The 23,269-nt window shown below is 65.9% G+C and carries 32 protein-coding genes; 4 read left to right on the top strand and 28 right to left on the bottom strand.

The window, feature by feature from the left end:
- The 4 genes from GXN78_RS15005 to GXN78_RS14990 are packed head-to-tail and all read right to left on the bottom strand — an operon-like array spanning nucleotide 1 to nucleotide 2,540.
- Nucleotides 1-270: an HPr family phosphocarrier protein gene (locus GXN78_RS15005; protein WP_106560616.1), complete on the bottom strand. Its 270-nt coding sequence runs from the start codon at nucleotides 268-270 to the stop codon at nucleotides 1-3.
- Complete coding sequence (locus GXN78_RS15000) at nucleotides 239-694, bottom strand: PTS sugar transporter subunit IIA (RefSeq protein ID WP_106560615.1); 456 nt, start codon at nucleotides 692-694, stop codon at nucleotides 239-241. Before GXN78_RS15000 ends, GXN78_RS15005 begins: the two co-directional genes overlap by 32 nt.
- Nucleotides 691-1,935, bottom strand: coding sequence for an MFS transporter (locus tag GXN78_RS14995; RefSeq protein ID WP_239142718.1), 1,245 nt, complete (start codon nucleotides 1,933-1,935; stop codon nucleotides 691-693). Before GXN78_RS14995 ends, GXN78_RS15000 begins: the two co-directional genes overlap by 4 nt.
- 56 nt (nucleotides 1,936-1,991) lie before the next feature.
- On the bottom strand, nucleotides 1,992-2,540 hold the full coding sequence (locus GXN78_RS14990) for a hypothetical protein (protein ID WP_106560613.1): 549 nt from the start codon (nucleotides 2,538-2,540) through the stop codon (nucleotides 1,992-1,994).
- Between the two features lie 113 nt (nucleotides 2,541-2,653).
- Between GXN78_RS14990 and GXN78_RS14985 the strand changes: the two genes are divergently transcribed.
- A complete protein-coding gene (locus GXN78_RS14985) occupies nucleotides 2,654-3,151 on the top strand; it encodes a TlpA disulfide reductase family protein (RefSeq protein ID WP_106560612.1) in 498 nt (165 codons plus the stop codon).
- A gap of 41 nt (nucleotides 3,152-3,192) precedes the next feature.
- Here the strand turns inward: GXN78_RS14985 and GXN78_RS14980 are convergent, their stop codons facing one another.
- Nucleotides 3,193-3,639: a cytochrome c gene (locus tag GXN78_RS14980; RefSeq protein WP_106560611.1), complete on the bottom strand. Its 447-nt coding sequence runs from the start codon at nucleotides 3,637-3,639 to the stop codon at nucleotides 3,193-3,195.
- A gap of 159 nt (nucleotides 3,640-3,798) precedes the next feature.
- On the opposite strand from GXN78_RS14980, the gene GXN78_RS14975 reads away from it, so the two are divergent.
- Both GXN78_RS14975 and GXN78_RS14970 read left to right on the top strand, forming a co-directional pair.
- A complete protein-coding gene (locus GXN78_RS14975; RefSeq protein ID WP_106560610.1) occupies nucleotides 3,799-4,512 on the top strand; it encodes a cytochrome b/b6 domain-containing protein in 714 nt (237 codons plus the stop codon).
- Entirely contained in the window at nucleotides 4,509-5,099 is a 591-nt protein-coding gene (locus GXN78_RS14970) for a GNAT family N-acetyltransferase (RefSeq protein ID WP_106560609.1), read from the top strand. The genes GXN78_RS14975 and GXN78_RS14970 overlap by 4 nt, the downstream gene beginning before the upstream one ends.
- A gap of 12 nt (nucleotides 5,100-5,111) precedes the next feature.
- Here GXN78_RS14970 and GXN78_RS14965 read toward each other — a convergent pair whose 3' ends face one another.
- The 23 genes from GXN78_RS14965 to GXN78_RS14855 all read right to left on the bottom strand — a co-directional run bounded on the left by GXN78_RS14965 (nucleotide 5,112) and on the right by GXN78_RS14855 (nucleotide 21,958).
- Nucleotides 5,112-5,618, bottom strand: a complete 507-nt coding sequence (locus GXN78_RS14965) for a peroxiredoxin (protein WP_106560608.1) — start codon at nucleotides 5,616-5,618, stop codon at nucleotides 5,112-5,114.
- 75 nt (nucleotides 5,619-5,693) lie between these two features.
- Nucleotides 5,694-5,963 (bottom strand): 30S ribosomal protein S17, encoded by a 270-nt coding sequence (gene rpsQ / locus GXN78_RS14960; protein WP_106560607.1) that lies wholly within the window; start codon nucleotides 5,961-5,963, stop codon nucleotides 5,694-5,696.
- A 9-nt stretch (nucleotides 5,964-5,972) separates the two neighbouring features.
- Nucleotides 5,973-6,176 (bottom strand): 50S ribosomal protein L29, encoded by a 204-nt coding sequence (gene rpmC / locus GXN78_RS14955; RefSeq protein WP_106560633.1) that lies wholly within the window; start codon nucleotides 6,174-6,176, stop codon nucleotides 5,973-5,975.
- A 57-nt stretch (nucleotides 6,177-6,233) separates the two neighbouring features.
- Entirely contained in the window at nucleotides 6,234-6,650 is a 417-nt protein-coding gene (gene rplP / locus GXN78_RS14950; protein WP_068674864.1) for a 50S ribosomal protein L16, read from the bottom strand.
- 28 nt (nucleotides 6,651-6,678) lie between these two features.
- Nucleotides 6,679-7,587, bottom strand: coding sequence for a 30S ribosomal protein S3 (gene rpsC / locus GXN78_RS14945; protein ID WP_106560606.1), 909 nt, complete (start codon nucleotides 7,585-7,587; stop codon nucleotides 6,679-6,681).
- Nucleotides 7,588-7,602: 15 nt separating this feature from the next.
- A complete protein-coding gene (gene rplV / locus GXN78_RS14940) occupies nucleotides 7,603-7,935 on the bottom strand; it encodes a 50S ribosomal protein L22 (RefSeq protein WP_019657678.1) in 333 nt (110 codons plus the stop codon).
- Nucleotides 7,936-7,944: 9 nt separating this feature from the next.
- Nucleotides 7,945-8,223 (bottom strand): 30S ribosomal protein S19, encoded by a 279-nt coding sequence (gene rpsS, locus GXN78_RS14935; RefSeq protein ID WP_062478874.1) that lies wholly within the window; start codon nucleotides 8,221-8,223, stop codon nucleotides 7,945-7,947.
- An 11-nt stretch (nucleotides 8,224-8,234) separates the two neighbouring features.
- Nucleotides 8,235-9,059: a 50S ribosomal protein L2 gene (gene rplB / locus GXN78_RS14930; RefSeq protein WP_028250945.1), complete on the bottom strand. Its 825-nt coding sequence runs from the start codon at nucleotides 9,057-9,059 to the stop codon at nucleotides 8,235-8,237.
- 2 nt (nucleotides 9,060-9,061) lie between these two features.
- On the bottom strand, nucleotides 9,062-9,388 hold the full coding sequence (gene rplW, locus GXN78_RS14925) for a 50S ribosomal protein L23 (protein WP_181360687.1): 327 nt from the start codon (nucleotides 9,386-9,388) through the stop codon (nucleotides 9,062-9,064).
- 5 nt (nucleotides 9,389-9,393) lie between these two features.
- Nucleotides 9,394-10,014, bottom strand: coding sequence for a 50S ribosomal protein L4 (rplD, locus tag GXN78_RS14920; RefSeq protein ID WP_106560604.1), 621 nt, complete (start codon nucleotides 10,012-10,014; stop codon nucleotides 9,394-9,396).
- Nucleotides 10,015-10,026: 12 nt separating this feature from the next.
- On the bottom strand, nucleotides 10,027-10,698 hold the full coding sequence (gene rplC, locus GXN78_RS14915; RefSeq protein ID WP_106560603.1) for a 50S ribosomal protein L3: 672 nt from the start codon (nucleotides 10,696-10,698) through the stop codon (nucleotides 10,027-10,029).
- A 184-nt stretch (nucleotides 10,699-10,882) separates the two neighbouring features.
- On the bottom strand, nucleotides 10,883-11,398 hold the full coding sequence (locus GXN78_RS14910) for a hypothetical protein (protein ID WP_146163190.1): 516 nt from the start codon (nucleotides 11,396-11,398) through the stop codon (nucleotides 10,883-10,885).
- A gap of 11 nt (nucleotides 11,399-11,409) precedes the next feature.
- On the bottom strand, nucleotides 11,410-13,014 hold the full coding sequence (locus GXN78_RS14905) for a hypothetical protein (RefSeq protein WP_106560601.1): 1,605 nt from the start codon (nucleotides 13,012-13,014) through the stop codon (nucleotides 11,410-11,412).
- A gap of 133 nt (nucleotides 13,015-13,147) precedes the next feature.
- Nucleotides 13,148-13,462, bottom strand: coding sequence for a 30S ribosomal protein S10 (gene rpsJ / locus GXN78_RS14900; protein WP_106560600.1), 315 nt, complete (start codon nucleotides 13,460-13,462; stop codon nucleotides 13,148-13,150).
- A 20-nt stretch (nucleotides 13,463-13,482) separates the two neighbouring features.
- Nucleotides 13,483-14,676: an elongation factor Tu gene (tuf, locus tag GXN78_RS14895; RefSeq protein WP_106561522.1), complete on the bottom strand. Its 1,194-nt coding sequence runs from the start codon at nucleotides 14,674-14,676 to the stop codon at nucleotides 13,483-13,485.
- A gap of 156 nt (nucleotides 14,677-14,832) precedes the next feature.
- Nucleotides 14,833-16,932, bottom strand: coding sequence for an elongation factor G (gene fusA, locus GXN78_RS14890; protein WP_106560960.1), 2,100 nt, complete (start codon nucleotides 16,930-16,932; stop codon nucleotides 14,833-14,835).
- 84 nt (nucleotides 16,933-17,016) lie between these two features.
- Nucleotides 17,017-17,490, bottom strand: coding sequence for a 30S ribosomal protein S7 (rpsG, locus tag GXN78_RS14885; protein ID WP_106560959.1), 474 nt, complete (start codon nucleotides 17,488-17,490; stop codon nucleotides 17,017-17,019).
- Between the two features lie 146 nt (nucleotides 17,491-17,636).
- The gene (gene rpsL, locus GXN78_RS14880) at nucleotides 17,637-18,014 is read right to left on the bottom strand and encodes a 30S ribosomal protein S12 (RefSeq protein WP_028249584.1); all 378 of its coding nucleotides are present in this window, start codon (nucleotides 18,012-18,014) and stop codon (nucleotides 17,637-17,639) included.
- Nucleotides 18,015-18,184: 170 nt separating this feature from the next.
- On the bottom strand, nucleotides 18,185-19,354 hold the full coding sequence (locus tag GXN78_RS14875; RefSeq protein WP_106560958.1) for a D-alanyl-D-alanine carboxypeptidase family protein: 1,170 nt from the start codon (nucleotides 19,352-19,354) through the stop codon (nucleotides 18,185-18,187).
- Nucleotides 19,355-19,377: 23 nt separating this feature from the next.
- On the bottom strand, nucleotides 19,378-20,010 hold the full coding sequence (locus tag GXN78_RS14870) for an alpha/beta fold hydrolase (RefSeq protein ID WP_106560957.1): 633 nt from the start codon (nucleotides 20,008-20,010) through the stop codon (nucleotides 19,378-19,380).
- 5 nt (nucleotides 20,011-20,015) lie between these two features.
- Complete coding sequence (locus GXN78_RS14865; RefSeq protein ID WP_106560956.1) at nucleotides 20,016-20,369, bottom strand: 2Fe-2S ferredoxin; 354 nt, start codon at nucleotides 20,367-20,369, stop codon at nucleotides 20,016-20,018.
- 44 nt (nucleotides 20,370-20,413) lie between these two features.
- Nucleotides 20,414-21,526 (bottom strand): VanZ family protein, encoded by a 1,113-nt coding sequence (locus GXN78_RS14860; protein WP_106560955.1) that lies wholly within the window; start codon nucleotides 21,524-21,526, stop codon nucleotides 20,414-20,416.
- A gap of 3 nt (nucleotides 21,527-21,529) precedes the next feature.
- The gene (locus GXN78_RS14855) at nucleotides 21,530-21,958 is read right to left on the bottom strand and encodes a CopD family protein (RefSeq protein ID WP_106560954.1); all 429 of its coding nucleotides are present in this window, start codon (nucleotides 21,956-21,958) and stop codon (nucleotides 21,530-21,532) included.
- A gap of 304 nt (nucleotides 21,959-22,262) precedes the next feature.
- Here GXN78_RS14855 and hemB point away from each other — a divergent pair, with 304 nt between their 5' ends.
- Nucleotides 22,263-23,267 (top strand): porphobilinogen synthase, encoded by a 1,005-nt coding sequence (gene hemB / locus GXN78_RS14850; protein ID WP_106560962.1) that lies wholly within the window; start codon nucleotides 22,263-22,265, stop codon nucleotides 23,265-23,267.
- The last annotated feature ends 2 nt before the right edge of the window (nucleotides 23,268-23,269 follow it).

The raw sequence follows: 23,269 nt of genomic DNA, 5'->3' as shown, positions 1-23,269 counted from the left end.
CTATTCGCCTTCCCCGAACTTGTCGTTCATCAATGCGACGATGGCGTCGAGCGCCTCCTGCTCCTGCTCGCCGTCCGTCTCGACGTCCACCGTCACCCCGATGCCCGCGGCCAGCATCATCACGCCCATGATGCTCTTGGCATTGACGCGGCGGTCCCCGCGCGCCAGCCAGACCTCGCATGGATAGCTGCCCGCGATCTTGGTGAGTTTGGCCGAGGCCCGCGCATGCAGGCCCAGCTTATTGCTGATGGTCACGGATGTCTTGATCACTGTGCTTTCTTCTTGCCTGGTTCTGGGGCGCCGCCACCGCCACCTGCATCACGCCCGCAGTGCCACCGGTGAGCGCGCGCTGCACCAGCGTCTCCAGCGGTTCATTGCGGTAGCTTACGGCACGCAGCAGCATCGGCAAGTTGACGCCGGCCACCAGCCGCGAACGCACGCCGTCGACCAACTTCTGCGCCACGTTGCAAGGGGTGGCGCCGAAGACGTCGGCCAGCACCAGCACCTGCGAGCGCGGCGTGTGCTGCAGCTGGGCCAGGGTGATGCGCGCGGCGGCCAGGGTTTCGTCGGGCGACACGTTGGGCAGCACGTCGAGCGCCGCGATCGAGGACTCGCTGTCGGGGAACACATGCAGCGCGCACTGCCGCAGCGCCTGGGCAAGCGGCGAGTGGGCGACGATGAAGATGCTGTTCATGCGGGTCGGAGGCGGGTTCGTCGATTATGCGGGGGCGCCCAAAGGAAGTAGAAATAAGATAACAAACAGCATCCCAGGAACAGCCCCAGCGCGCCCCTGAAAGCGCCCGGCGCATCGAACCCGGCACGGCCGAACAGGTCGACCAGCAGGCCGACGCCCCACTGGACGACGAAAACGCCGAGAAACACCACGAGGTTGTACGCCGAGAGCGCTCGTCCGGCCAGCGCCGGCGGCAGTGCCATGGCGACGGCGGGCTGGGCCAGGGCGACGACGGTGGAACCGCAGAGAAAGACCATCCAGGCCAGCGTGCCCGCGGCGGGACCGAGCACCAGGATGACGGCCAGTGCCAGCATGCTGAACGGCAGGCCCCAGGCGATCAGCCGGTCGGTGGGGACGCCGCGCCGCGCGAGCCAGGGCGTAGCGACGCCCCACAGCCAATAGGTGATCAGCATCGCGATGCTGATCTGGAACAGGGCATCGGCCGCCTCGGGCGGCGCATAACCGGCCACCCGGGTGAGCCAGGGAACGACCCACAGCGTCAGCATGGCGACGAAGCCGCCGTAGTTGAAGAAGCCGACGGGGACGAGCTTGCGGAAGAAGGGGTCGCGCCATACGGCGGCATAGCCGCCGTCCGAAGGGGCCCCAGAGGCCTCGCCGCCTGCGGGGCGCCAGGCAGGTGCGGCCCACGCGATCAACAGCATGGCGAGCAGCAGCCCGGCTGCCAGCAACCAGAAGAGCGGCCGCCATCCCGTGATGGGGATCAGCAGGCGCACGGGCAGCGTGGCGCCAACCAGGCCCAGCGAACCGACCATCAGCATCCACGAGTTGGCGCGCAGCTGCAGCGGCGGGTCGAACCAGCGCCGGTAGCCGGTCAGCGGCGCCATCAGGCAGGCGCTGACGCCCACGCCGGTGAGCACACGTGCCGCCATCAACACCCAGAACTGGGTCGCCGCCGAGAACAGCAGGCAGCCGGCGACGGCGGCCGACAGGAAGCACAGGATCACCCGCTTGGGGCCATGACGGTCGAGCCAGGCGCCCATGGGCAGCTGGGTGAAGGCGAAGCCCAGGAAGTACCCGCCGGCCAGCAGGCCGAGGTCGCGCGCGTGCAGCTCGAATTCCGCCGTCAGCGTGGGCGAGAGGGTGGCGGTGATGGCGCGGATCAACGTGGAGAGGAAGTAGGCGAAGGCAAAAGCGAGGAAGACCGCCGCGCCGCGGCCACGCCCCGTGAGCAGGCGGCTCACTGGAGTACCTTCGCCTTCGGCTGCGGTGCTATGAGCCTTCGGAGCGGCCGTGCGGCTCATGGGAGCCGCAGCCCTTCGAAGAAGACGCCCGGTGCCTCGGCCGATGCGGGGCGGCCCAGCACGGTCGCCTGGTAGAGGTCCACTTTGCCGGCCCGTTGCTGGGCGAACCAGAGCATGTGGGCGGGCGCCGGGCCACCGGCGCCCTGCTGCTGCGGCAGCTCGAAACGCACCGGCGCCGGGGAGCCCGCGGCTCGGGGGAGCGTGGCCGGCGTCTCGACGATCGCGGCGCCGGCCAGCTGGCTGCGCGTAGCGGCGCGCCAGGCACGCATCCACGCGTCGGCCTGGGCGGCGTCTTCGGCGGTGGCATGGGCCACTGCGAAGGTGGCGCCGCCGGCCTCGCAGCCGGTCATGTCGACCGCCACCGATGCGCTGCCGCCGCCCAGGGGCAGGTTGCGCGTGGCGTGGTCGGGCTTGCAGGGCAGCAGCGCGACCAGGCCGTCGTCCGCGATCGGGACTTCGCGCCAGTTGAAGACGGGGCTGCAAGCGCCGAGCGCCGCGGTGAGGACGATGAGCGGCGCCCATCGGGAACGGAACGAAAGGTGCATCGGAGGCCGATTATCGAACCGCCTCCCGGGCGCCCTCTGTGCGGATGGCCCTCAGGCAGGCGCGGCCCATCCGACGGAACTAAAATCGCCCCGCTCCGTTCCACCGTTGCCCCATGAAAAAACTCGTCCCCGCCGCCGCAATCGCGATCGCCCTGGCTGTCGGCGTCGGCGTGTACCTCGACACGGGCGTGTCGGCCGCACCGGCCTCGACCTTCGTGCTGCTCGACGGCAGCAAGAAGAGCACGGACGATCTCAAGGGGAAGGTCACGCTGGTGAATTTCTGGGCCACCAGCTGCGTCACCTGCGTGGCCGAGATGCCCAAGGTGATCGCCACCTACGACAAGTACAAGGACCGCGGCTACGACACGCTGGCGGTGGCCATGAGCTACGACCCGCCCAGCTACGTGGTGAACTTCGCGCAAACGCGCAAGCTGCCCTTCAAGGTGGCAATCGACAACACCGGCGCGGTGGCCCAGGCCTGGGGCGACGTGAAGCTCACGCCCACCACCTACATCGTCAACAAGCGCGGCGAGATCGTGAAGCGCTACGTGGGCGAGCCCGATTTTGCCGAGCTGCACCGCCTGATCGAGAAGCTGCTGGCCGAAGCGTAGGCCGGCAGCGGGGCGGCGTCATTCGACCGCGCCCCTTGCTTTCATTTGCTGCGGAAAGTGTCGTGGCAGGACTTGCAGGTCTCGCCCACGGCCGAGACCGCGGTCTTGAGTGCGTCCAGGTTGCCGGCTTTCGACGCGACAAGCAGCTTGCCGGTCTCGACGACCAGCTTCTCGTTGAGCTCCTTGAACTTCGCCTGCTCCTTCCAGATCTCCGGCTTGGCCTTGCCGCCTTCCGTGCCTTGGCCGAAGCCGATCCACGGCAGCTTCGAGATCTCCGCCACCACCTCGGCGTTCGCCGTCGCACTCGCGGCGTCGTAGGGCGCGCGGCCGCTGGCCATGGCGCCCAGGCGGCTCATGTGATAGTTCTGGATGAACATCGCGCTCTGGCGATACTTGATGGCGTCTTCGGTCTTGGCGAACTGGGCCAGGGCCGGCAGGCACAGCACGGCGCCGGCCGCGGCCAGGGTCAACGAGGCAAAGCGATTCATCGTGGTTCCTTGTTGTGGGGGGCAGCGCCGCGGGACTGGCGGCGCGGGCCAGTTTAGGGGCGGGTGACGGCGCCCCATGCATAGCGACAACCCGTAGGCGCGGTGGCGCCGACTTTGCTAATCTGCGCCTTCCGACGCTTCGCGCCCAGCCTCCCCTCGATGCCCCCCGCCCTAGAGTCCGCCACGCGCCCCGCGAGCCTGGAAGACGCCAGCGCGATCCGCACGCGTGTCTGGGACCTGCCGACGCGCGTGTTTCACTGGGCGCTCACGGTTGCGGTGATCGGCCAGCTGGCGACCGGCTTCGGCGGCGTGATGGAGTGGCACTTCCGGATCGGCTACACGGTGCTGTCGCTGCTGCTGTTTCGCGTGATCTGGGGCTTTGTGGGCGGGCGCTGGTCGCGCTTCGCTGCCTTCGTCTATTCGCCCGGCTCGGTGATGAACTACCTGCGCGGGCGCCCGCATCCGGACCATCTCATCGGGCACAGCCCGCTGGGCGCCTTCTCGGTGTTCGCGCTGCTGGCGATCCTGTCGCTGCAGGTGGCGACGGGCCTCGTGGCCGACGACGAAGTCATGTCGGCGGGGCCGCTCACGCGTTTCGTCTCGGGCGCGACGGTGAGCCTCGCCACGGGCTGGCACACCCTGTTCGGCAAGTGGATCGTGATCGCGCTGGTGAGCCTGCACGTGCTGGCGGTGATCTTCTATGTGGCGGTCAAGCGCCGTCGACTGGTGCGGCCGATGATCTCCGGCGACAAGCTGGTCGCGGACGGCCGCGCAGCGCCGAGCCGCGACGACGCCGCGTCGCGCCTGCTGGCTTTGGTGGTGTTTGCGGCCTGCGCCGCCTTCGCGGCGTGGATCGCGTCGCTCAGAGCATGAGTTTTTCCGTCACCCGGCCGCTTCCGCTGGAAGGTACGCCAGACATCGTGCTGGTGACGCCCGACGAGGCGCACGAACTGGAGGCGACGCGAGCGATCTTCAGGGACTACGCCGCCTCGCTGGGCATCGACCTGTGCTTCCAGAACTTCGACGAGGAGCTGGCCACGCTGCCCGGGGACTATGCCGAGCCGCGCGGCGCGCTGCTGCTGGCTCTGGCGGACGCCGAGCGCCGGGATGCGGCCGCCCCGCCGATCGACGCACCGATCATCCGGCGCGCACAGGGCGGCATGGCCTACGTGGCCGGGTGCTGCGCGCTGCGCCCTCTGGACACGGCCGACTATTCCAATGCCGCCGAGATGAAACGGCTCTACGTGCGCCCCGCCTTCCGCGGCCTCGGGCTCGGCCGCCAGATGGCGGAGGCCATGCTGGACGCGGCGCGTGGCGCCGGCTATGCCTGCGTGCTGCTGGACACGTTGGACGACATGGAATCGGCCCGGGCCCTCTACGAAGACCTGGGCTTCGTCGAGGTGCCGCCCTATTACCACAACCCCATCGCGGGGGCGCACTACCTCAAGGTGGAGCTCTGAGGCGGGGCGCGCTCAACCGCGCGCCTGCTTGAGCAGCGTCTCGGCGTCGCTGACCTCGAACTTGCCGGGCCCCTCGACGTTGAGCGTGGCGACCTTGCCATCTTTCACCAGCATCGAATAGCGGTTGCTGCGCACACCCATGCCGCGGGCCGTCAGGTCCAGCGTCAGGCCGGTCGCGTTCGCAAACGCGCCGCTGCCGTCGGCCAGCATGCGCACCTTGGTGCCGGTCTTCTGGTCGCGCGCCCAGGCGCCCATCACGAAGGCGTCGTTGACGCTCACGCACCAGATCTCGTCCACGCCGGCGGCCTGGAGCGCCTCGTGGTTCTGTACATAGCCCGGAACGTGCTTGGCCGAGCAGGTCGGCGTGAAGGCGCCGGGCAGGCCGAAGATGGCGATCGTCTTGCCCGCCGTGGCCTTGCTCACGTCGACCGGGTTGGGCCCGATGCTGCAGCCCTCGCCTTCGACCTCGGAATACTCCTGCAGGGTCGCGGAAGGAAGGGTGTCGCCGACTTGGATCATGGAAAGTGCTCCTGAAAAAGAAAAACGGCCCACATTGTGGGCCGCTTTCGCTGTGGCTGCGTTACCGCGGTGCGATCAGACCAGTACGGCCTTTTCGACCAGGCGGGTCACCACCCAGTTCTTCGACTTGGAGATCGGCCGGCTCTCGGTGATCTCGATCATGTCGCCCATCTTGTACTCGCCCTTTTCGTCATGGGCGTGGTACTTGCTCGAGCGGATCACGATCTTGTCGTAGATCGGGTGCTTCACACGGCGCTCGACGAGCACCGTCACGGTCTTCTCGCGCTTGTCGCTGACCACCTTGCCGACCAGGGTGCGCTTGAGGGATTTTTTAGCTTCCGTCATGTTCGCTCCTTACTTGGCGGCTTCTTGCTGCTTCTGCGCAAGAATGGTCTTGGCACGCGCGATGTCACGACGGGTGACGCGCAGCGTGGCTGTGTTCGACAGCTGTTGAGTGGCCTTCTGCATGCGCAGGCCGAAATGGGCCTTCTGCAGATCCTTGATTTCGGTCTGCAGCGCGGCGACGTCCTTGTCGCGCAGCGTTGCGGCTTTCGACACCTTGGCCGAAGCCGCCGCGTCCTTCTTCTTACGTGTTGCCATGAGTGTTCTCCTCGATCAGGCGCCGAGCTGGCGCGCGACGAAGGTGGTGCGCAGCGGCAGCTTGGCGGCAGCCAGGCGGAACGCTTCGCGGGCGAGTTCCTCGGGCACACCGACGATCTCGTAGATCACCTTGCCGGGCTGGATTTCGGCCACGTAGTACTCGGGATTGCCCTTGCCGTTACCCATCCGCACTTCTGCGGGCTTGGTGGAGATCGGCTTGTCGGGGAACACGCGAATCCAGATGCGGCCACCCCGCTTGACGTGACGCGAGATCGCGCGACGGGCGGCTTCGATCTGGCGCGCCGTCAGGCGGCCGCGGTCGATCGACTTGAGGCCGAAGTCACCGAAGGACACCGCGTTGCCGCGGGTCGCGATGCCGGTGTTGCGGCCCTTCTGTTCCTTGCGGAACTTTCTGCGTGCAGGTTGCAGCATATTTCTTACTCCGTAGTTCTAAGACCGATCACTCGGTCTTGGAGCCGTCCGCTGCTGCAGCGGGCGCGGCTTTGCGGACGCGCTTAACGGCGGGTTTCGAGTCTGCACCCGGCTGTGCGCCGGTAGCTTCGGCGGGCTTGTCGCTGCCATCGGCCGGGGCGACATTGCCGCCCATCGGGCCGCGAGCACCGGCGCGGGGGCCGCGACGGTCCGAGCCCGGACGGTCGCCGGGGCGGCCGTCACGGCGCGGGCCACGCGGGCGGCGCTCTTCTTCGGGACGCGGGGTCTCGACGACCGGCAGGTCGTTGCGGCCCAGCGTATCGCCCTTGTAGACCCAGACCTTGACGCCGATGACGCCGTACGTGGTCTTGGCTTCCGAGGTGCCGTAGTCGATGTCGGCGCGCAGCGTGTGCAGCGGCACGCGGCCTTCGCGGTACCACTCGGTGCGGGCGATTTCGATGCCGTTCAGGCGGCCAGCCGACATGATCTTGATGCCCTGGGCACCCAGACGCATGGCGTTCTGCATGGCGCGCTTCATGGCGCGGCGGAACATGATGCGCTTCTCGAGCTGCTGCGTGATGCTGTCGGCGATCAGCTGTGCATCGATTTCGGGCTTGCGCACTTCCTCGATGTTCACGGCGACCGGCACGCCCAGTTGCTTGCCCAGTTCGCGCTTCAGGTTCTCGATGTCCTCGCCCTTCTTGCCGATCACGACGCCCGGACGTGCCGAGTAGATCGTGATGCGGGCGTTCTTGGCGGGGCGCTCGATCAACACGCGCGACACGGACGCGTTCTTGAGCTTCTTCTTCAGGTACTCGCGCACCTTGATGTCTTCGGCCAGCATGCCCGCGAAGTCGCGGTTGCTCGCGTACCAGCGGCTGGACCAGTTGCGGCTCACCGAGAGGCGGAAGCCGGTGGGGTGGATCTTCTGTCCCATATTCTTCCAGCCTTGTTAGTTGCCGACCGTCACGTACACATGGCACGTCGGCTTGCTGATGCGGTTGCCGCGGCCCTTGGCGCGCGCGGTGAAGCGCTTGAGCGTGGCGCCCTGCTCGACGTAGATGGTCTTCACCTTCAGCTCGTCGATATCGGCACCGTCGTTGTGCTCGGCGTTGGCGATGGCCGACTCGAGCACCTTCTTCACGATCACGGCGGCCTTCTTCTGCGTGAACTGCAGGATGTTGAGCGCCTGATCGACCTTCTTGCCGCGGATCAGGTCGGCGACCAGACGGCCCTTGTCGACCGAGAGGCGGACGCCGCGGAGGACTGCACGTGTTTCAGACATGGTCGTTCCTTACTTCTTCTGGACTTTCTTGTCCGCGGGGTGCCCCTTGAACGTGCGCGTGAGCGCAAATTCGCCGAGCTTGTGTCCGACCATCTGGTCGGTGATGTAGACAGGCACGTGCTGCTTGCCGTTGTGCACGGCGATGGTCAGGCCGATGAACTCGGGCAGGACCATCGAGCGACGCGACCAGGTCTTGATCGGCTTCTTGTCCTTGTTCGTCACGGCCTTGTCGGCCTTGGCCACCAGGTGGTGGTCGACGAAGGGACCTTTCTTGAGAGAGCGAGTCATTGTGCTGTCCCTTACTTCTTGCGACGCGACACGATGAAGACCTGCGTGCGCTTGTTGTTGCGGGTGCGATAACCCTTGGTGAGATTGCCCCAGGGGTCGACAGGATGTCGGCCTTCGCCGGTCTTGCCTTCGCCGCCGCCGTGCGGGTGATCGACCGGGTTCATCACCACACCGCGAACGGTCGGGCGGATACCCATCCAGCGCTTCACGCCGGCCTTGCCGAGCTGGCGCAGGCTGTGCTCTTCGTTGGCGACTTCACCGATGGTCGCGCGGCACTCGACGTGCACGCGGCGCACTTCGCCCGAGCGCATGCGGACCTGGGCGTAGACGCCTTCGCGGGCCAGCAGCGTGGCCGAGGTGCCGGCCGAACGGGCGATCTGCGCGCCCTTGCCGGGCTGCAGCTCGATGCAGTGGATCGTGGAACCCACGGGGATGTTGCGGATCGGCAGCGTGTTGCCGGCACGGATAGGCGCTTCCGAGCCGCTCAGCAGCGTCGCGCCGGCTTCCAGGCCGCGCGGGGCGATGATGTAGCGGCGCTCGCCGTCGGCGTAGCACACGAGCGCGATGTGGGCGGTGCGGTTCGGGTCGTACTCGATGCGTTCGACCTTGGCCGGGATGCCGTCCTTGTTGCGCACGAAGTCCACCACGCGATAGTGGTGCTTGTGGCCGCCGCCCTTGTGGCGGGTCGTGATGTGGCCGTTGTTGTTGCGGCCGGCCTTCTGGAACTGGGGCTCCAGAAGCGCTGCGTGCGGCGCACCCTTGTACAGGTGGTCCCGCGAGATCTTCACCGCGCCGCGCTGGCCCGGCGAAGTGGGTTTCATCTTGATGACGGCCATGATTAAGCGCCTTCCCCGACCAGGTTGAGCTCTTGACCGGCCTTGAGCGTCACGTAGGCCTTGCGAACGTTGTCGCGGCGGCCGACCGACTTGCCAAAGCGCTTGGTCTTGCCCTTGGTGTTGAGCACCGACACGCCCTTCACTTCGACCTTGAACATCAGTTCGACGGCCGCCTTGATCTCGGGCTTGGTGGCGTCCTGCAACACCTTGAAAGTGACTGCATTCGACTTCTCGCCGACCATCGTGGCCTTCTCAGACACGATCGGTGCGACCAGCACGTTCATCAGCCGACCTTCGTCGAACTGACGCTGCTGCGGCGTGGGATTCATGCGGCTCATGCGAACATCTCCTTGAGCTTGTCGACGGCGCCCTTGGTGACCAGCACCTTCTTGTAGTGGACCAGCGACACCGGATCGGCGTAACGCGGCTCGACCACGAGCACGTTCATCAGGTTGCGCGAGGCCAGGTACAGGTTCTCGTCGACTTCTTCGGCGATCACGAGCACGGACTCGAGGTTCATCGCCTTGAACTTAGCAGCCAGCGCCTTGGTCTTGGGCGAGTCGACCTTGATCGAGTCGACCACGGCGATGCGGCCTTCGCGGGCGAGCTGAGAGAAGATGGACGCCATGCCGGCGCGGTACATCTTCTTGTTGATCTTCTGCGAGAAGTTCTCGTCAGGCATGTTCGGGAAGATGCGGCCGCCCCCGCGCCACAGCGGCGAGGAAGTCATACCGGCACGGGCGCGGCCCGTTCCCTTTTGCTTGAACGGCTTCTTGGTCGAGTGCTTGACCTGCTCGCGGTCCTTCTGGGCGCGCGTGCCCTGGCGGGCATTGGCCTGGTAGGCGACGACAACCTGGTGGACCAGGTCTTCGTTGTAGTCACGGCCGAACACGGTCTCGGGTGCGTCGTACTTGGACGCGGCCTGGCCTTGTTCGTTCAGGAGTTCGAGTTGCATTTCTTTTGCTCCTTAGGCCGCCGGCGCGGCCTTGGCCTTGACGGCCGGGCGCACGGTGACGAAGCCACCCTTGGCACCGGGAATCGCGCCCTTGATCAGAAGCAGCTGGCGCGCTTCGTCGATACGGATCACGTCGAGGTTCTGGGTCGTCACGGTGACGTCGCCCAGATGGCCCGTCATGCGCTTGCCCGGGAACACGCGACCCGGGTCTTGCGCCATGCCGATGGAACCCGGCACGTTGTGCGAACGGCTGTTGCCGTGCGAGGCGCGCTGCGAACTCATGTTGTGGCGCTTGATGGTGCCGGCGTAGCCCTTGCCGATCGAGGTGCCCTGCACGTCGACCTTCTGGCCCACCGCGAACACGCTGCTCACGGCGATGGCGCCGCCAGCCTTGTGCTGGGCGGCCGCATCGGCGGTGACGCGGAATTCCTGGATGATTTCGCCGGCTTCGACGCCAGCCTTGGCGAGATGGCCCGCTTCGGGCTTGGTAACGCGCGACGCCTTGCGCGAGCCGAACGTCACTTGCAGTGCGACGTAGCCATCGGTCTCTTGGGATTTGATCTGGGTCACACGGTTGTTGGACACATCCACCACCGTGACGGGAACGGCATCCCCGTCATCGGTGAAGAGACGCATCATCCCCACCTTGCGGCCCAGCAACCCGAGGGAGTTGCTCAGACTCATGGTTTTTCTCCAAAACTCCCGCCGCTGCCACTTCAATTGGCGACAGCGTTTGGTATGCGGAAGAAGGTTAATAAAGCTCTGCGCCAAGAGGCGCCCAGAAGGCGCAAGTTGGGCAGAGCCGGAGATTATAGCCCGCAGAAGTCCGAGTGCGCAAGCCGCCGGCCAGCCTTGCCGGCCGAGCTCATCACTTCACCGGCATGGAGATGATCTTGTCGCCTTCGGTCGTCTGCTTCAGCCCGCTGCTGGCGGGCATGGCGGAAGGTGCCTTGCCCACCTGGACAGTGATCGAGGTCGCGCTGGTCGCGCCGTTCTGGGTAGTGAACACATGCAGGTAGCCGGTGCCGTCGGCATCCGGAATGACCTGAACGGTCAGGGTCGAGGCCTTTCCGGCCGGCAAGGTATGCGGGCCGGCCGAGCCGCCGATGGTCAGGCCGCCGTCGGCCGTCAGCTTGACCGTGCCGCCGGCAGGATCGCTGACGCCGTCGAAGCTCAGCACGACCGGGACGGCGCTACCGGCCTGCGGTGTACCGTCGATGCGGTATTGAACGGCGATGCCCGAGCCGCCCGGCTTCACGGGCGCGGCCGTCGTCCCCGTTGGAGCGGCCTGCCCAGGCTTCGCGTTGTGCGCACAGGCCTGCAAGGACACGCCCATGGCCAGCGCCGCCATGACGACGGCTCCGAGGCTGCGAGATGCACGCATGGCTGTGCTCCTTAGTTGATGGTGACGGTGAAGCATGTGTTCGCCGACACGTTGTTGAAGTCGTTGAGCACCAGAACGGCCTCGCCCGCGGACAGGCTGACAGCGCCCGATTCGCTGCCGCCGACCGTGGAGAGCCCCTGGCCTGCGCGGCGCCCCTGGTAGACCACGAAATCCGGGTCCGTGCCGGGAGTCCCGCCGGTGACCGCGATCGTGACGCTGTAATTGCGTTGCGTCGGGGCGGTGAAGCGCAAGTAGGCGTAGCTGCCGAGCTTGTTGCCGGCACGGCCCGGATCGACTTGGTTCGTCACGCAAGCCTGCGTGCCGACGCCCAGCGTCGCCGTCCTGTACATGGGGAGAGCGAAGCTGGTGAGTCCACCACTGTTCGTCTCGTTGTCGGCGAATTGGTTGTTCGGTACCGCAATGCCCTGCCCAACCAGCAGTGCGTTCAGCGCCGATGCGCTCCCAGATGCCGCGGCATTGAAGGCCACGGAGAAGGGATGGATCGAGGTCACCGCCGTGCTCGTCTTGAAGGAGCCGGTGAGCGCGTCGTGGATCGGCTTGAAGCCGACCTGGTTGTTGAGATTCCAGAAGATGGACTGGATCGAGGCCTCGCGGAACCAGCCCGGATTGGACGTCGTCCCCGCGGTCAGATCGAGGCTGGATCCCAGGGCCTGGTTCGCTCCGGTCGAATCGGTGTAGTTGCTGCGTGCCAGGGCGATGCCCGACCACGCATTGCCCCAGCCCTCCGAGAAAGCCAGGCGCCGATCCAGCAGTTCGCTCAAGGAATGGCTGCCACCGGGCGAATCGTCACGGCTGAAGGCCGACTGATAGTAGTGCCCCCATTCGTGCGCGACCACCGAGTTGTCGTATTCGTCGGTATCGACGTTCTCCTTGCCCAGCACGTAGATGGCACGCACCGCACCCGTCGCGGTCGAACTGGTGAAGAAGGTCGTTCCGATCTGACCCAGCGCCGGGTTGCCGGAAGCCGGCACGTTGTTGACGCTCCAGAAGACGCGCAGCGGCGGGAATGTCGTGCTCGATGCAACCGACAGGACCTTGGCCTGGGTTGCGTAGACGGTGTCGAGCACCGCGAACGGTCCGGCAACGCGGGTCGAGGCGTAGCTCGAGCCGTTCCAACCGGAGGGCGCGTGGACGTTACGCGTCACCGCCGCGCCACCGGTGGAGAAGCTCTCGCTGGCCATCGAGTAGAGGGCGTCGCTCTGCGTGTTGTCGCGCACACTGACGTCCCAGCTCGCACCGGAGCCGGTCTGCAGCATCTGTGCCTTGACGCGCACACTGACGGTCGTGTTGGCGGGCACGGTGGCGGAATAAGCGCCGCTGCCATCGGTGGCCGTGCTGGTCAGCACGGCCCCGTTGGCATCGAGCACTTCGACGACGGCGCCACGAACCGGCTTGACGCTCATGGCGCCGTAGTTCAGCGCACCGGTGCTGTTGGGCACCGAATCGAAAGTCACGTTGCCGTTCAACGCCACCGTTGTTGCGCCCGGCAAGCCCGTGATCGGGAAGAAGCCGCCACCGCCGCCACCCCCACCGCCGCATGCGCCGAGCACGGCTACGGCGACGATTGCCAAGCTCCGCAGGAACCAAGTCTTCATGATCTCTCACCCCCCAGAGCGTCCATGCCCGGCCGATCGCCGTCGGCGAAGGATGCCACATTCACAAGTCAAAAAATAAGCCCACCAGCGCTTCCGCGGGCGGGCCTATTCCTACAAAGCCGGTGTGGCTTTTTTATTGCAGCTTGATCTCGACGTCCACGCCAGCCGGCAGGTCGAGCTTCATCAGCGCGTCCACGGTCTTGTCGGTCGGGTCGACGATGTCCATCAGGCGCTGGTGGGTGCGGATCTCGAACTGGTCGCGGCTCGTCTTGTTGACGTGCGGCGAACGCAGGATGTCGAAACGCTTCATGCGGGTCGGCAGGGGCACGGGGCCCTTGACGATCGCGCCGGTGCGCTTGGCGGTGTCCACGATCTCGGCAGCCGACTGGTCGATCAGCTTGTAGTCGAACGCCTTCAGGCGGATGCGGATTTTTTGCTTGGCAGCCATGGTGATTCCTTTGCGTTCGATCAGATGTCGAGGATCTTCGCCACGACGCCCGAGCCCACGGTGCGGCCGCCCTCGCGGATGGCGAAGCGCAGGCCTTCTTCCATGGCGATGGGGTTGATCAGCTTCACCGTGATGGACACGTTGTCGCCGGGCATGACCATCTCCTTGTCCGTGGGCAGCTCGATCGCACCGGTCACGTCGGTCGTGCGGAAGTAGAACTGCGGACGGTAGTTGTTGAAGAACGGCGTGTGACGCCCGCCCTCGTCCTTGCTCAGCACGTACACCTCGGCGGTGAAGTGGGTGTGGGGCTTGATGGAGCCGGGCTTGCACAGCACCTGGCCGCGCTCGACTTCTTCACGCTTGGTACCGCGCAGCAGCACGCCGACGTTGTCGCCCGCCTGGCCCTGGTCGAGCAGCTTGCGGAACATTTCCACGCCGGTGCAGGTGGTCTTCTGGGTCGGACGGATGCCGACGATCTCGATTTCCTCGCCGACCTTGATGACACCGCGCTCGACGGCGCCGGTCACCACCGTGCCGCGGCCGGAGATGGAGAAGACGTCTTCCACGGGCATCAGGAAGGTGCCGTCCACAGCGCGCTCGGGCGTGGGGATGTAGGTGTCCAGGGCCTCGGCCAGCTTCATGATGGAGCCTTCGCCGAGCTCGCCCTTGTCGCCTTCCAGGGCCAGCTTGGCCGAGCCGTGGATGATGGGGGTGTCGTCACCGGGGAATTCGTACTTGTCGAGCAGCTCGCGCACTTCCATCTCGACGAGCTCCAGCAGCTCCTTGTCGTCGACCATGTCGCACTTGTTGAGGTAGACGATGATGTAGCCCACACCCACCTGGCGCGCCAGCAGGATGTGCTCGCGGGTCTGGGGCATGGGGCCGTCGGCGGCGGAGCACACGAGGATGGCACCGTCCATCTGCGCGGCACCGGTGATCATGTTCTTGACGTAGTCGGCGTGGCCGGGGCAGTCGACGTGAGCGTAGTGGCGGTTGGCCGTCTCGTACTCGACGTGCGCGGTGTTGATGGTGATGCCGCGCGCCTTTTCTTCAGGCGCCGCGTCGATCTGGTCGTAGGCCTTGGCTTCACCGCCGAACTTGGCCGACAGCACGGTCGCAATGGCCGCCGTCAGGGTGGTCTTGCCATGGTCCACGTGACCGATCGTGCCCACGTTCACGTGCGGCTTCGTGCGGGTGAATTTTCCTTTTGCCATTTTCAATCCTTGAAAGAGCGCTCCCGTGTGTTGGTTTTACGTCTGCATCCTGTTGCTGATTCCTTCGCCACGGGCAACGAAGGGCACAGGATCGCAGACAGAACTGAGGCGAGAACAAGAACGGCTAGGCCGCCTCGCCCTCTTTGGGGTGCACGCTTACTTGGTGCGTGCAGCGACGATGGCTTCGGCGACGTTGCGCGGGGCTTCCGCGTACTGCTTGAATTCCATCGTGTAGGTGGCACGGCCTTGCGACATCGAGCGCAGGGTGGTTGAGTAGCCGAACATCTCCGACAGCGGAACTTCGGCCTTGATGGTCTTGCCGCCGCCGATCATGTCATCCATGCCCTGCACCATGCCGCGGCGGGACGACAGGTCACCCATCACGTTGCCGGCGTAGTCTTCAGGCGTCTCGACTTCCACGGCCATCATCGGCTCGAGGATGACGGGGCTGGCCTTGCGGGCACCTTCCTTGAAGCCGAAGATGGCGGCCATCTTGAAGGCCATTTCGTTCGAGTCCACGTCGTGGTACGAGCCGAAGTGCAGCGTGACCTTGACGTCCACCACCGGATAGCCGGCCAGCACGCCTTGCGTCAGCGCTTCCTGCACGCCCTTTTCGACCGCGGGGATGTACTCGCGGGGCACCACGCCGCCCTTGATAGCGTCGACGAACTCGAAGCCCTTGCCGGCTTCCTGCGGCTCGATCTTGAGCACGACGTGGCCGTACTGGCCCTTGCCGCCCGACTGGCGCACGAACTTGCCTTCGGCTTCTTCCACCGTCTTGCGGATGGTCTCGCGGTAGGCCACTTGCGGCTTGCCCACGTTGGCTTCCACGCCGAACTCGCGCTTCATGCGGTCGACGATGATTTCGAGGTGCAGTTCGCCCATGCCCGAAATGATGGTCTGGCCCGATTCCTCGTCGGTTTTGACGCGAAACGAGGGGTCTTCCTGCGCGAGGCGCTGCAGGGCAATGCCCATCTTTTCCTGGTCAGCCTTGGTCTTCGGCTCGACGGCCTGCGAGATCACCGACTCGGGGAATACCATGCGCTCCAGCGTCACGATGGCTGACGGATCGCACAGGGTTTCGCCCGTGGTCACTTCCTTCAGGCCCACGCAAGCAGCGATGTCGCCGGCGCGGATTTCGCTGACTTCTTCGCGGTTGTTGGCGTGCATCTGCACGATACGGCCGATGCGCTCCTTCTTGCCACGCACCGGGTTGTAGACGCTGTCACCCTTGGAGAGCACGCCCGAGTAGACGCGCACGAAGGTCAGCTGGCCCACGAACGGGTCGGTCATCAGCTTGAACGCCAGGGCCGAGAACTTCTCTTCGTCGTCGGCCTTGCGCACCACCGGTGCTTCGTCTTCGTCGGTGCCGGAGACCGGGGGAATGTCGGTCGGCGCGGGCATGTAATCGATGACGGCGTCGAGCATGGCCTGCACGCCCTTGTTCTTGAAGGCCGAGCCGCACAGCATCGGCTGGATCTCGCCGGCGATGGTGCGCGTGCGAATGGCGAGCTTGATTTCTTCTTCCGAAAGCTTCTCGCCTTCGAGGTACTTGTTCATCAGCTCTTCGCTCGATTCGGCAGCGGCTTCCACGAGCTTCTCGTGGTACTCGTTGCAGACGTCGACCAGGTCGGCCGGGATCTCACCGTAGGTGAAGGTCACGCCCTTGTCCTCGTCCCAGATGATGGCCTTCATCTTCACGAGGTCGACGATGCCCTGGAACTTGTCCTCGGCGCCGATCGGGATCTGGATCACGACCGGGTTGGCTTTCAGGCGGTCGATCATCATCTGGCGAACGCGCAGGAAGTTGGCGCCGGTGCGGTCCATCTTGTTGACAAAAGCGAGGCGCGGCACCCTGTACTTGTTGGCCTGGCGCCAGACGGTTTCCGACTGGGGCTGCACGCCGCCGACGGCGTCATAGACCATCACGGCGCCATCGAGCACGCGCATCGAGCGCTCGACCTCGATGGTGAAGTCCACGTGGCCCGGGGTGTCGATGATGTTGATGCGGTGCTCGGGGAAATTCTGCGCCATGCCCTTCCAGAAGCAGGTGGTGGCAGCCGAGGTGATGGTGATGCCGCGCTCTTGCTCCTGCTCCATCCAGTCCATCGTGGCAGCACCGTCGTGCACTTCACCGATCTTGTGGTTCACACCCGTGTAGAACAGGATGCGCTCGGTGGTGGTGGTCTTGCCGGCGTCGATGTGCGCAGAGATACCGATGTTGCGGTAGCGCTCGATGGGGGTCTTGCGGGACATGAAATTACTCCATTAACGGATGAAAGCCCGCCCACCACACGGTGGGTCGGGCTTCCAGCCAGTACTTGATTTGAGGACGGGCTCTTAGAAGCGGAAGTGGCTGAAGGCCTTGTTGGCTTCGGCCATGCGGTGCACTTCGTCGCGCTTCTTCATGGCGCCGCCGCGGCCTTCCGTGGCTTCCATGAGCTCGTTGGCCAGGCGCAGGGCCATCGACTTCTCGCCGCGCTTGCGAGCGGCCTCCTTGATCCAGCGCATCGACAGCGCCAGGCGACGCACCGGGCGCACTTCCACGGGCACCTGGTAGTTCGCGCCGCCGACGCGGCGCGACTTCACTTCGACCATCGGCTTGACGTTGTTGATGGCCATGGTGAAGGCCTCGACCGGATCCTTGCCCGGGTTCTTCTTCTCGATCTGGTCGAGAGCACCGTAGATGATGCGCTCGGCCACTGCCTTCTTGCCGCCTTCCATGATCACGTTCATGAATTTGGACAGCTCGACATTGCCGTACTTGGGATCCGGCAGGATTTCACGTTTGGGGACTTCGCGACGACGTGGCATTTTTCTAACCTCTTTGCTTCAGTTGGCGCCTCTTGCCGAGACACCGCGAGAACCGACGAGAGTTCTCACTTACTCGACCCGACAGTGGGTCACTTCGTTCGATGCACCCGCCAGGCGCGCCGAACACCGATTGAACACTCGAAGACTCAAGCCTTCTTGGGACGCTTCGCGCCGTACTTGGAACGCGACTGCTTGCGATCCTTCACGCCCTGCAGGTCCAGCGAGCCACGCACGATGTGGTAGCGCACACCGGGCAAATCCTTGACACGACCGCCGCGAACCAGCACCACGCTGTGCTCCTGCAGATTGTGGCCTTCGCCGCCGATGTAGGAAATGACTTCGAAGCCGTTGGTCAGGCGCACCTTGGCGACCTTGCGCAGCGCCGAGTTCGGCTTCTTGGGGGTCGTGGTGTAGACCCGGGTGCAGACGCCGCGGCGTTGCGGCGAGTTCTGCATGGCAGGGCTCTTCGACTTGATCTTCTCGACCTCGCGACCCTGACGCACCAGTTGATTGATGGTTGGCATGAATGAATAAGTCCAAAAACACCCCGGTCGAACCCCTCACCGTGACATGAGGAAACCGGGAGATGACGAAAACGTGAAACCCTTCGGATTTTTCCGAAAAGCCCGCGAGTATAGCACTCACCCCCAGGCTTGCCCACTTCGTGTGGCCCCCAACTCCTTTGAGGGGGCGCTTACTTGATCCAGAGGCGCACGGCGTCCCAGGCTCGGCCCAGGATGCCGGCCTGCTCCACCGGTTCGAGCGCGACCAACGGCACGTCGGCGACCGGCTGGTCGGCGAGCGTGATCTTTAGCGAACCGATCGGCTGGTTGCGGGTGAAGGGCGCAACCAGCGGATCGGGGCGCGCGACCTGGGTCTTGATCTTGCTCGCCGAACCGGCAGGCACCGCCACCACGATGGCCTCGGTGCGGCCGAGCTTGACGGTGTTCTCCTTGCCCTTCCAGACCGGCGGCGTGGCGACCGCCTGGTTGGCGTCGAACAGGCGCACCGCGTCGTAGGCGGTGTAGCCCCAGTTCAGCAGCTTCTGCGACTCGTTGGCCCGCGCGTTCTCGCTGGCCGTCCCGAGCACGATCGACAGCAGGCGCCGGCCGCCGGTGAGGTTCGGGAAATCGCGCTTGGAGGTCACGATCATGCAGTAGCCGGCCGCATCGGTATGGCCGGTCTTGAGGCCGTCGACGGTCGGGTCGCGGAACAGCAGCAGGTTGCGGTTGGTGTCGTTGGTCGAGGGGGTGCCGGGGTAGCGGTACTTCTTGATCGAGTAGTAGTGCACGTACTCGGGAAAGTCGCGCATCAGCCGCGTCGCCAGGATGCTCAGGTCGCGCGCCGTGGTCGTATGGCCCGGCGCAGTCAGGCCCTCGGGGTTCTTGTAGCTGGTGTTCTTCATGCCCAGCGCCTTGGCCTGCTCGTTCATGAGCTCGACGAAATGCTCCACCGTGCCGCCCACGCCCTCGGCCAGCGCGACGGTGGCGTCGTTGCCCGACTGCACGATCAGGCCCTTGATCATGTCCTCGACCGGCACCTGCATCTTCGGGTCGATGAACATGCGCGAGCCGGGCATCTTCCAGGCGCGGGTGCTGACCGGCAGGGTCTGCTGCAGACCGATCTTCTTGGCCTTGAGCGCGTCGAAGACGAGATAAGCCGACATCAGCTTGGTGAGCGAGGCCGGCTCGACCGGCGTGTCGATGTCCTTCTGCGCCAGCATCTGATTGGCCGTCACGTCCAGCAGCAGGTAGCTGCGCGCAGCGACTTCGGGAGCTTGCGGGACCTGGGCCGCGGCGATGAGGCAGAAGGATGCGGCGGCAGCCGCTGCAAAGGCGCGCAGCGCGCCGAGAAGACGATTCATGGAGGTGCGAAGAGAGACGAAAACTAGCCCGCGCGCAGATGGCGGACGACCAGACCCTTGAGCAGCGGCAATTGTCCGTGAAAGAAATGGCCGCCCCCGGGAACGACCGTAACAGGAAGTGATTGTGGCCGGGCCCAATCCAGCACGGCGGTCAGAGGCACGGTGTCGTCCTGCTCGCCATGCACGACCAGCGTGCGCTCATGCGCCTCCGCCGGCAAGGTCGCCACCGAGAAGCGCGCGGCGGCGGTGCCGACCAGCACCAGCTGGCGGATGTCCCGCCGCGCCCACAGCTGCTCGGCCGCGCGGCTCGCCACAAAGGCGCCGAACGAGAAGCCGGCGATGGCGAGCGGCCCCTCGGGTGCCAGCTGCTCGATGACCTGGAGCATGTCCTCGCGCTCGCCGCGGCCCTCATCGTGCACGCCCTCGGTGCCGCCCACGCCGCGGAAGTTGAAGCGCACCGCGGCCCAGCCGCAGGCGACGAAAGCCCGCGCCAGCGTCTGCACCACCTTGTTGTCCATGGTGCCGCCGAAGAGCGGATGCGGATGGGCGATCACCGCCACGCCGCGTGCTGGGACGCCATCGGCCGCGGCATCGCGCAACGCGGCGATCGCGCCGGCAGCGCCCTGGATCCGGATCTTCTCGGTCTGCGAATTCATGGGTTTCAGCGCCCCACGTCCGGTGGCAGCAGCAAGCGCTCGACCACCTTGCCGTCGCGCAGGTGCGAATCGACGATCTCGTCGATGTCCTGCTCGTCCACGAAGGTGTACCAGACGGCTTCGGGATAGACCACCGCCACCGGCCCGCCCGCGCATCGGTCGAGACAGCCCGCCTTGTTGACGCGCACTTTGCCCGGCCCGGCCAGCCCCGCCTCCTTGACGCGCTTCTTGCAGCGGTCGAAGCCTTGCTGCGCATTGTGCTGCGAGCAGGACTCCTCGCCGTTCTTGCGCTCGTTCAGGCAGAAGAAGATATGGCGGCCGTAATAGCCGCGCGGCGGCGCAGTGCTGGAGGTGGGCATCGGCTGATTCTATTGAGCGTCCGCAGCCGCGCACCGCAAAGGGACTAGACACGCGCACGGCGCGACAAGGCGGCCAGCACGTAGACCAGCGTCGCGAAGGGCCAGAGCCAGCCCAGCCACTGCGCCAGTCCGTGGAAGCGGATGAATCGCCCCTGCTCCCAGGTCGCCAGGGTCTGGGCGAAGTAGGCGCTCTCCGGTGCCTGGTTGAGCAGGCTCAGGTGCACCCCGAGCGCGACCAGCAGCAGGGCGGCGCACAGGCGGCGCGACGCGGGCAGCAGCAGCACGCCGAGGAAGAACGCGGCCGCAATGCCGACTTGCACCGGCAGGCTCAGCCAGGCCCAGGCGTGCTCGGGCCCGTAGCTCAGCGCCGCCGACAGCGCGGAAGCTGCCACCCCGCTCAGCAGCACCAGCGGCATCAACACGGCCCGGCGCGCGACTGCCCGCGTCACCTGGAAGGCCAGCAGGCAGGGCACCAGCGCCCCCAGCGCCACGCACAGCAGTTCGACGCCTGGCACCAGCGGCTCCAGCTCGAACTGGCGCACCGGCATCCAGTCGATGAAGGGCGTGTCCAGCAGCCACTCGGAGATGGCCGCCTCGAGACGCTCGAACACCTGGCCCAGCCCGAAGGTGACCGCGGCCGGGAACAGCAGCGCCATCGGCCACAGCGCCAGCAGCACCAGCGCGCCGCGCGAATCCTCCACGAACCAGTTCGAGCGGGTGCGGTGCCAGTGCGCCACCGCGCCCAGACGCTCGAGCGCTGCTGCCAGCACAGCGCCCGCCAGCGCGCCGAGACTGTTGAGACCCAGGTCCACATTGGACGGAATGCGTGCCGGCAAATAGCTCTGCAGCGTCTCCATGACGAAGGCGATGGCAGCGCCAATCAGTGTCGCGGCCAGCACCGCACGCACCGGCCCGATGCCGGGTTGCGTGCGCAGCACGGCGATCGCCGCCAGAAAGCCCAGCGGCAGGTAGCCGGCCACATTCACGCCGAAGTCGAAGCCGGTCCAGTACTTGGGCCAGGGCGCCGCCAGGTAGGACCAGGGGGCGATGCCCTGGTCGCGCCAGTCTGCAAAGGGATAGAGGCTTGCGTAGACGATCAGCGCCGCATAGGCGAATGCCAGGGGCAGGGCCGCGGACTTGTGCTGCTGCGTGGCCACCGCTCAGAAGGGCTTGACCACGACCAGCACCACGATCGCCAGCAGGAGCAAGACCGGCGCCTCGTTGAACCAGCGGTACCAGCGCTCGCTGCGCCGGTCCTGCCCGGCCACGAACTTGCGCAGCAGCACCCCGCACCCATGGTGGTAGCCGACGACCCCCAACACCAGCGCCAGCTTCGCATGCATCCAGCCGTTGCCGGGACCGCGCCCGATGCCATAGCCCAGCCACAGCCAGAGGCCGAAGCCGATCGCCGGCACGGCCAGGAAGGTGGTGAAGCGGAACAGCTTGCGCGCCATCAAGACCAGCCGGGCGCGTTCGGCCACTGACTCCGGCGCCACCATGGCCAGGTTCACGAAGATGCGCGGCAGGTAGAACAGCCCCGCGAACCAACTGGCAATGAACACGATGTGCAGCGATTTGACCCAGAGCATGGCGGCAGTTTAGTGGGGGCCCTTTCGCAGACGGGGCGACCGCCAGGGCAAAAAAAAGCCCGGCGCCAAAACGCCGGGCTGGGAAGCCCTTTTGCTGTCACACATCAAGGCACCCGCTCAGGGAGGAAAAGCGGGGAGCGGCAAGCCGCCCACCGCGGAATTTAGCAAAGGCATTACGTACGATCAAGCGAGTTCTAATTTTTCTGCCGCCTTTTTGGAGATTGAGTACCTCAAAGGTATTACTAATATGAGCAATCAGCGGCTTTCGCCGTGGCTCAAACGCACTTGGGGCACAATTTTCGGCATGACCCTCCACGCCCCCTTCCCTTCGGGCCGGCCGCGCCGGCTGCGCCGGGACGTCTTTACGCGAAACCTGGTACGTGAGCACACGCTCAGCGCCCACGACCTCATTTATCCGGTGTTCGTGCAGGAAGGCGAGAAGCGGCGCGATGCCGTGCCGTCCATGCCCGGGGTCGAGCGGCTCAGCCTGGACCTGCTGCTGCCAGTCGCCGAGCAATGCGTCTCGCTGGGCATTCCGGTGATGGCGCTGTTCCCGGTGATCGACGCCGGCCTAAAGACTCCGGCCGGTGACGAGGCCTTCAACCCCGACGGCCTGATTCCGCGGGTGGTGGCGCAGCTCAAGTCGCGCTTCCCCGAACTGGGCGTGATGACCGACGTCGCGCTGGACCCCTACACCAGCCACGGCCAGGACGGCCTGCTCGACGAAACCGGCTACATCCTCAACGACCCGACCGTCGAGGTGCTGGTGAAGCAGGCGCTGGTGCAGGCCGAGGCCGGCGTGGACATCGTGGCGCCCAGCGACATGATGGACGGCCGCATCGGCGCAATCCGCGGCGCCCTCGAATCGGCCGGCCGGATCCACACCCAAATCATGGCCTACAGCGCCAAGTACGCGAGCGCCTTCTACGGCCCCTTCCGCGACGCCGTGGGCTCGGCCGCCAACCTCGGCAAGAGCAACAAGAAGGTCTACCAGATGGACCCGGGCAACAGCGACGAGGCGCTGCGCGAGGTCGGCCTCGACATCGCGGAAGGCGCGGACATGGTGATGGTGAAGCCCGGCATGCCCTACCTGGACATCGTGCGCCGGGTGAAGGACGAATTCCACGTACCGACCTTCGCCTACCAGGTCAGCGGCGAGTACGCGATGCTCAAGGCCGCGGCGCAGAACGGCTGGCTGGACCACGACGCCGTGATGCTCGAGAGCCTGCTGGCCTTCAAGCGAGCCGGCGCCGACGGCGTGCTCACCTACTTCGCGCTCGACGCCGCGCGGCTGTTGCCCAAGCTTTAGCC

This window comes from Variovorax sp. WS11, assembly GCF_010499245.1.
In the GTDB taxonomy this organism is placed as follows: domain Bacteria; phylum Pseudomonadota; class Gammaproteobacteria; order Burkholderiales; family Burkholderiaceae_C; genus Variovorax.
Note: the sequence above shows the minus strand (reverse complement) of the source record. Positions and strands in the feature narration are given on the sequence as shown.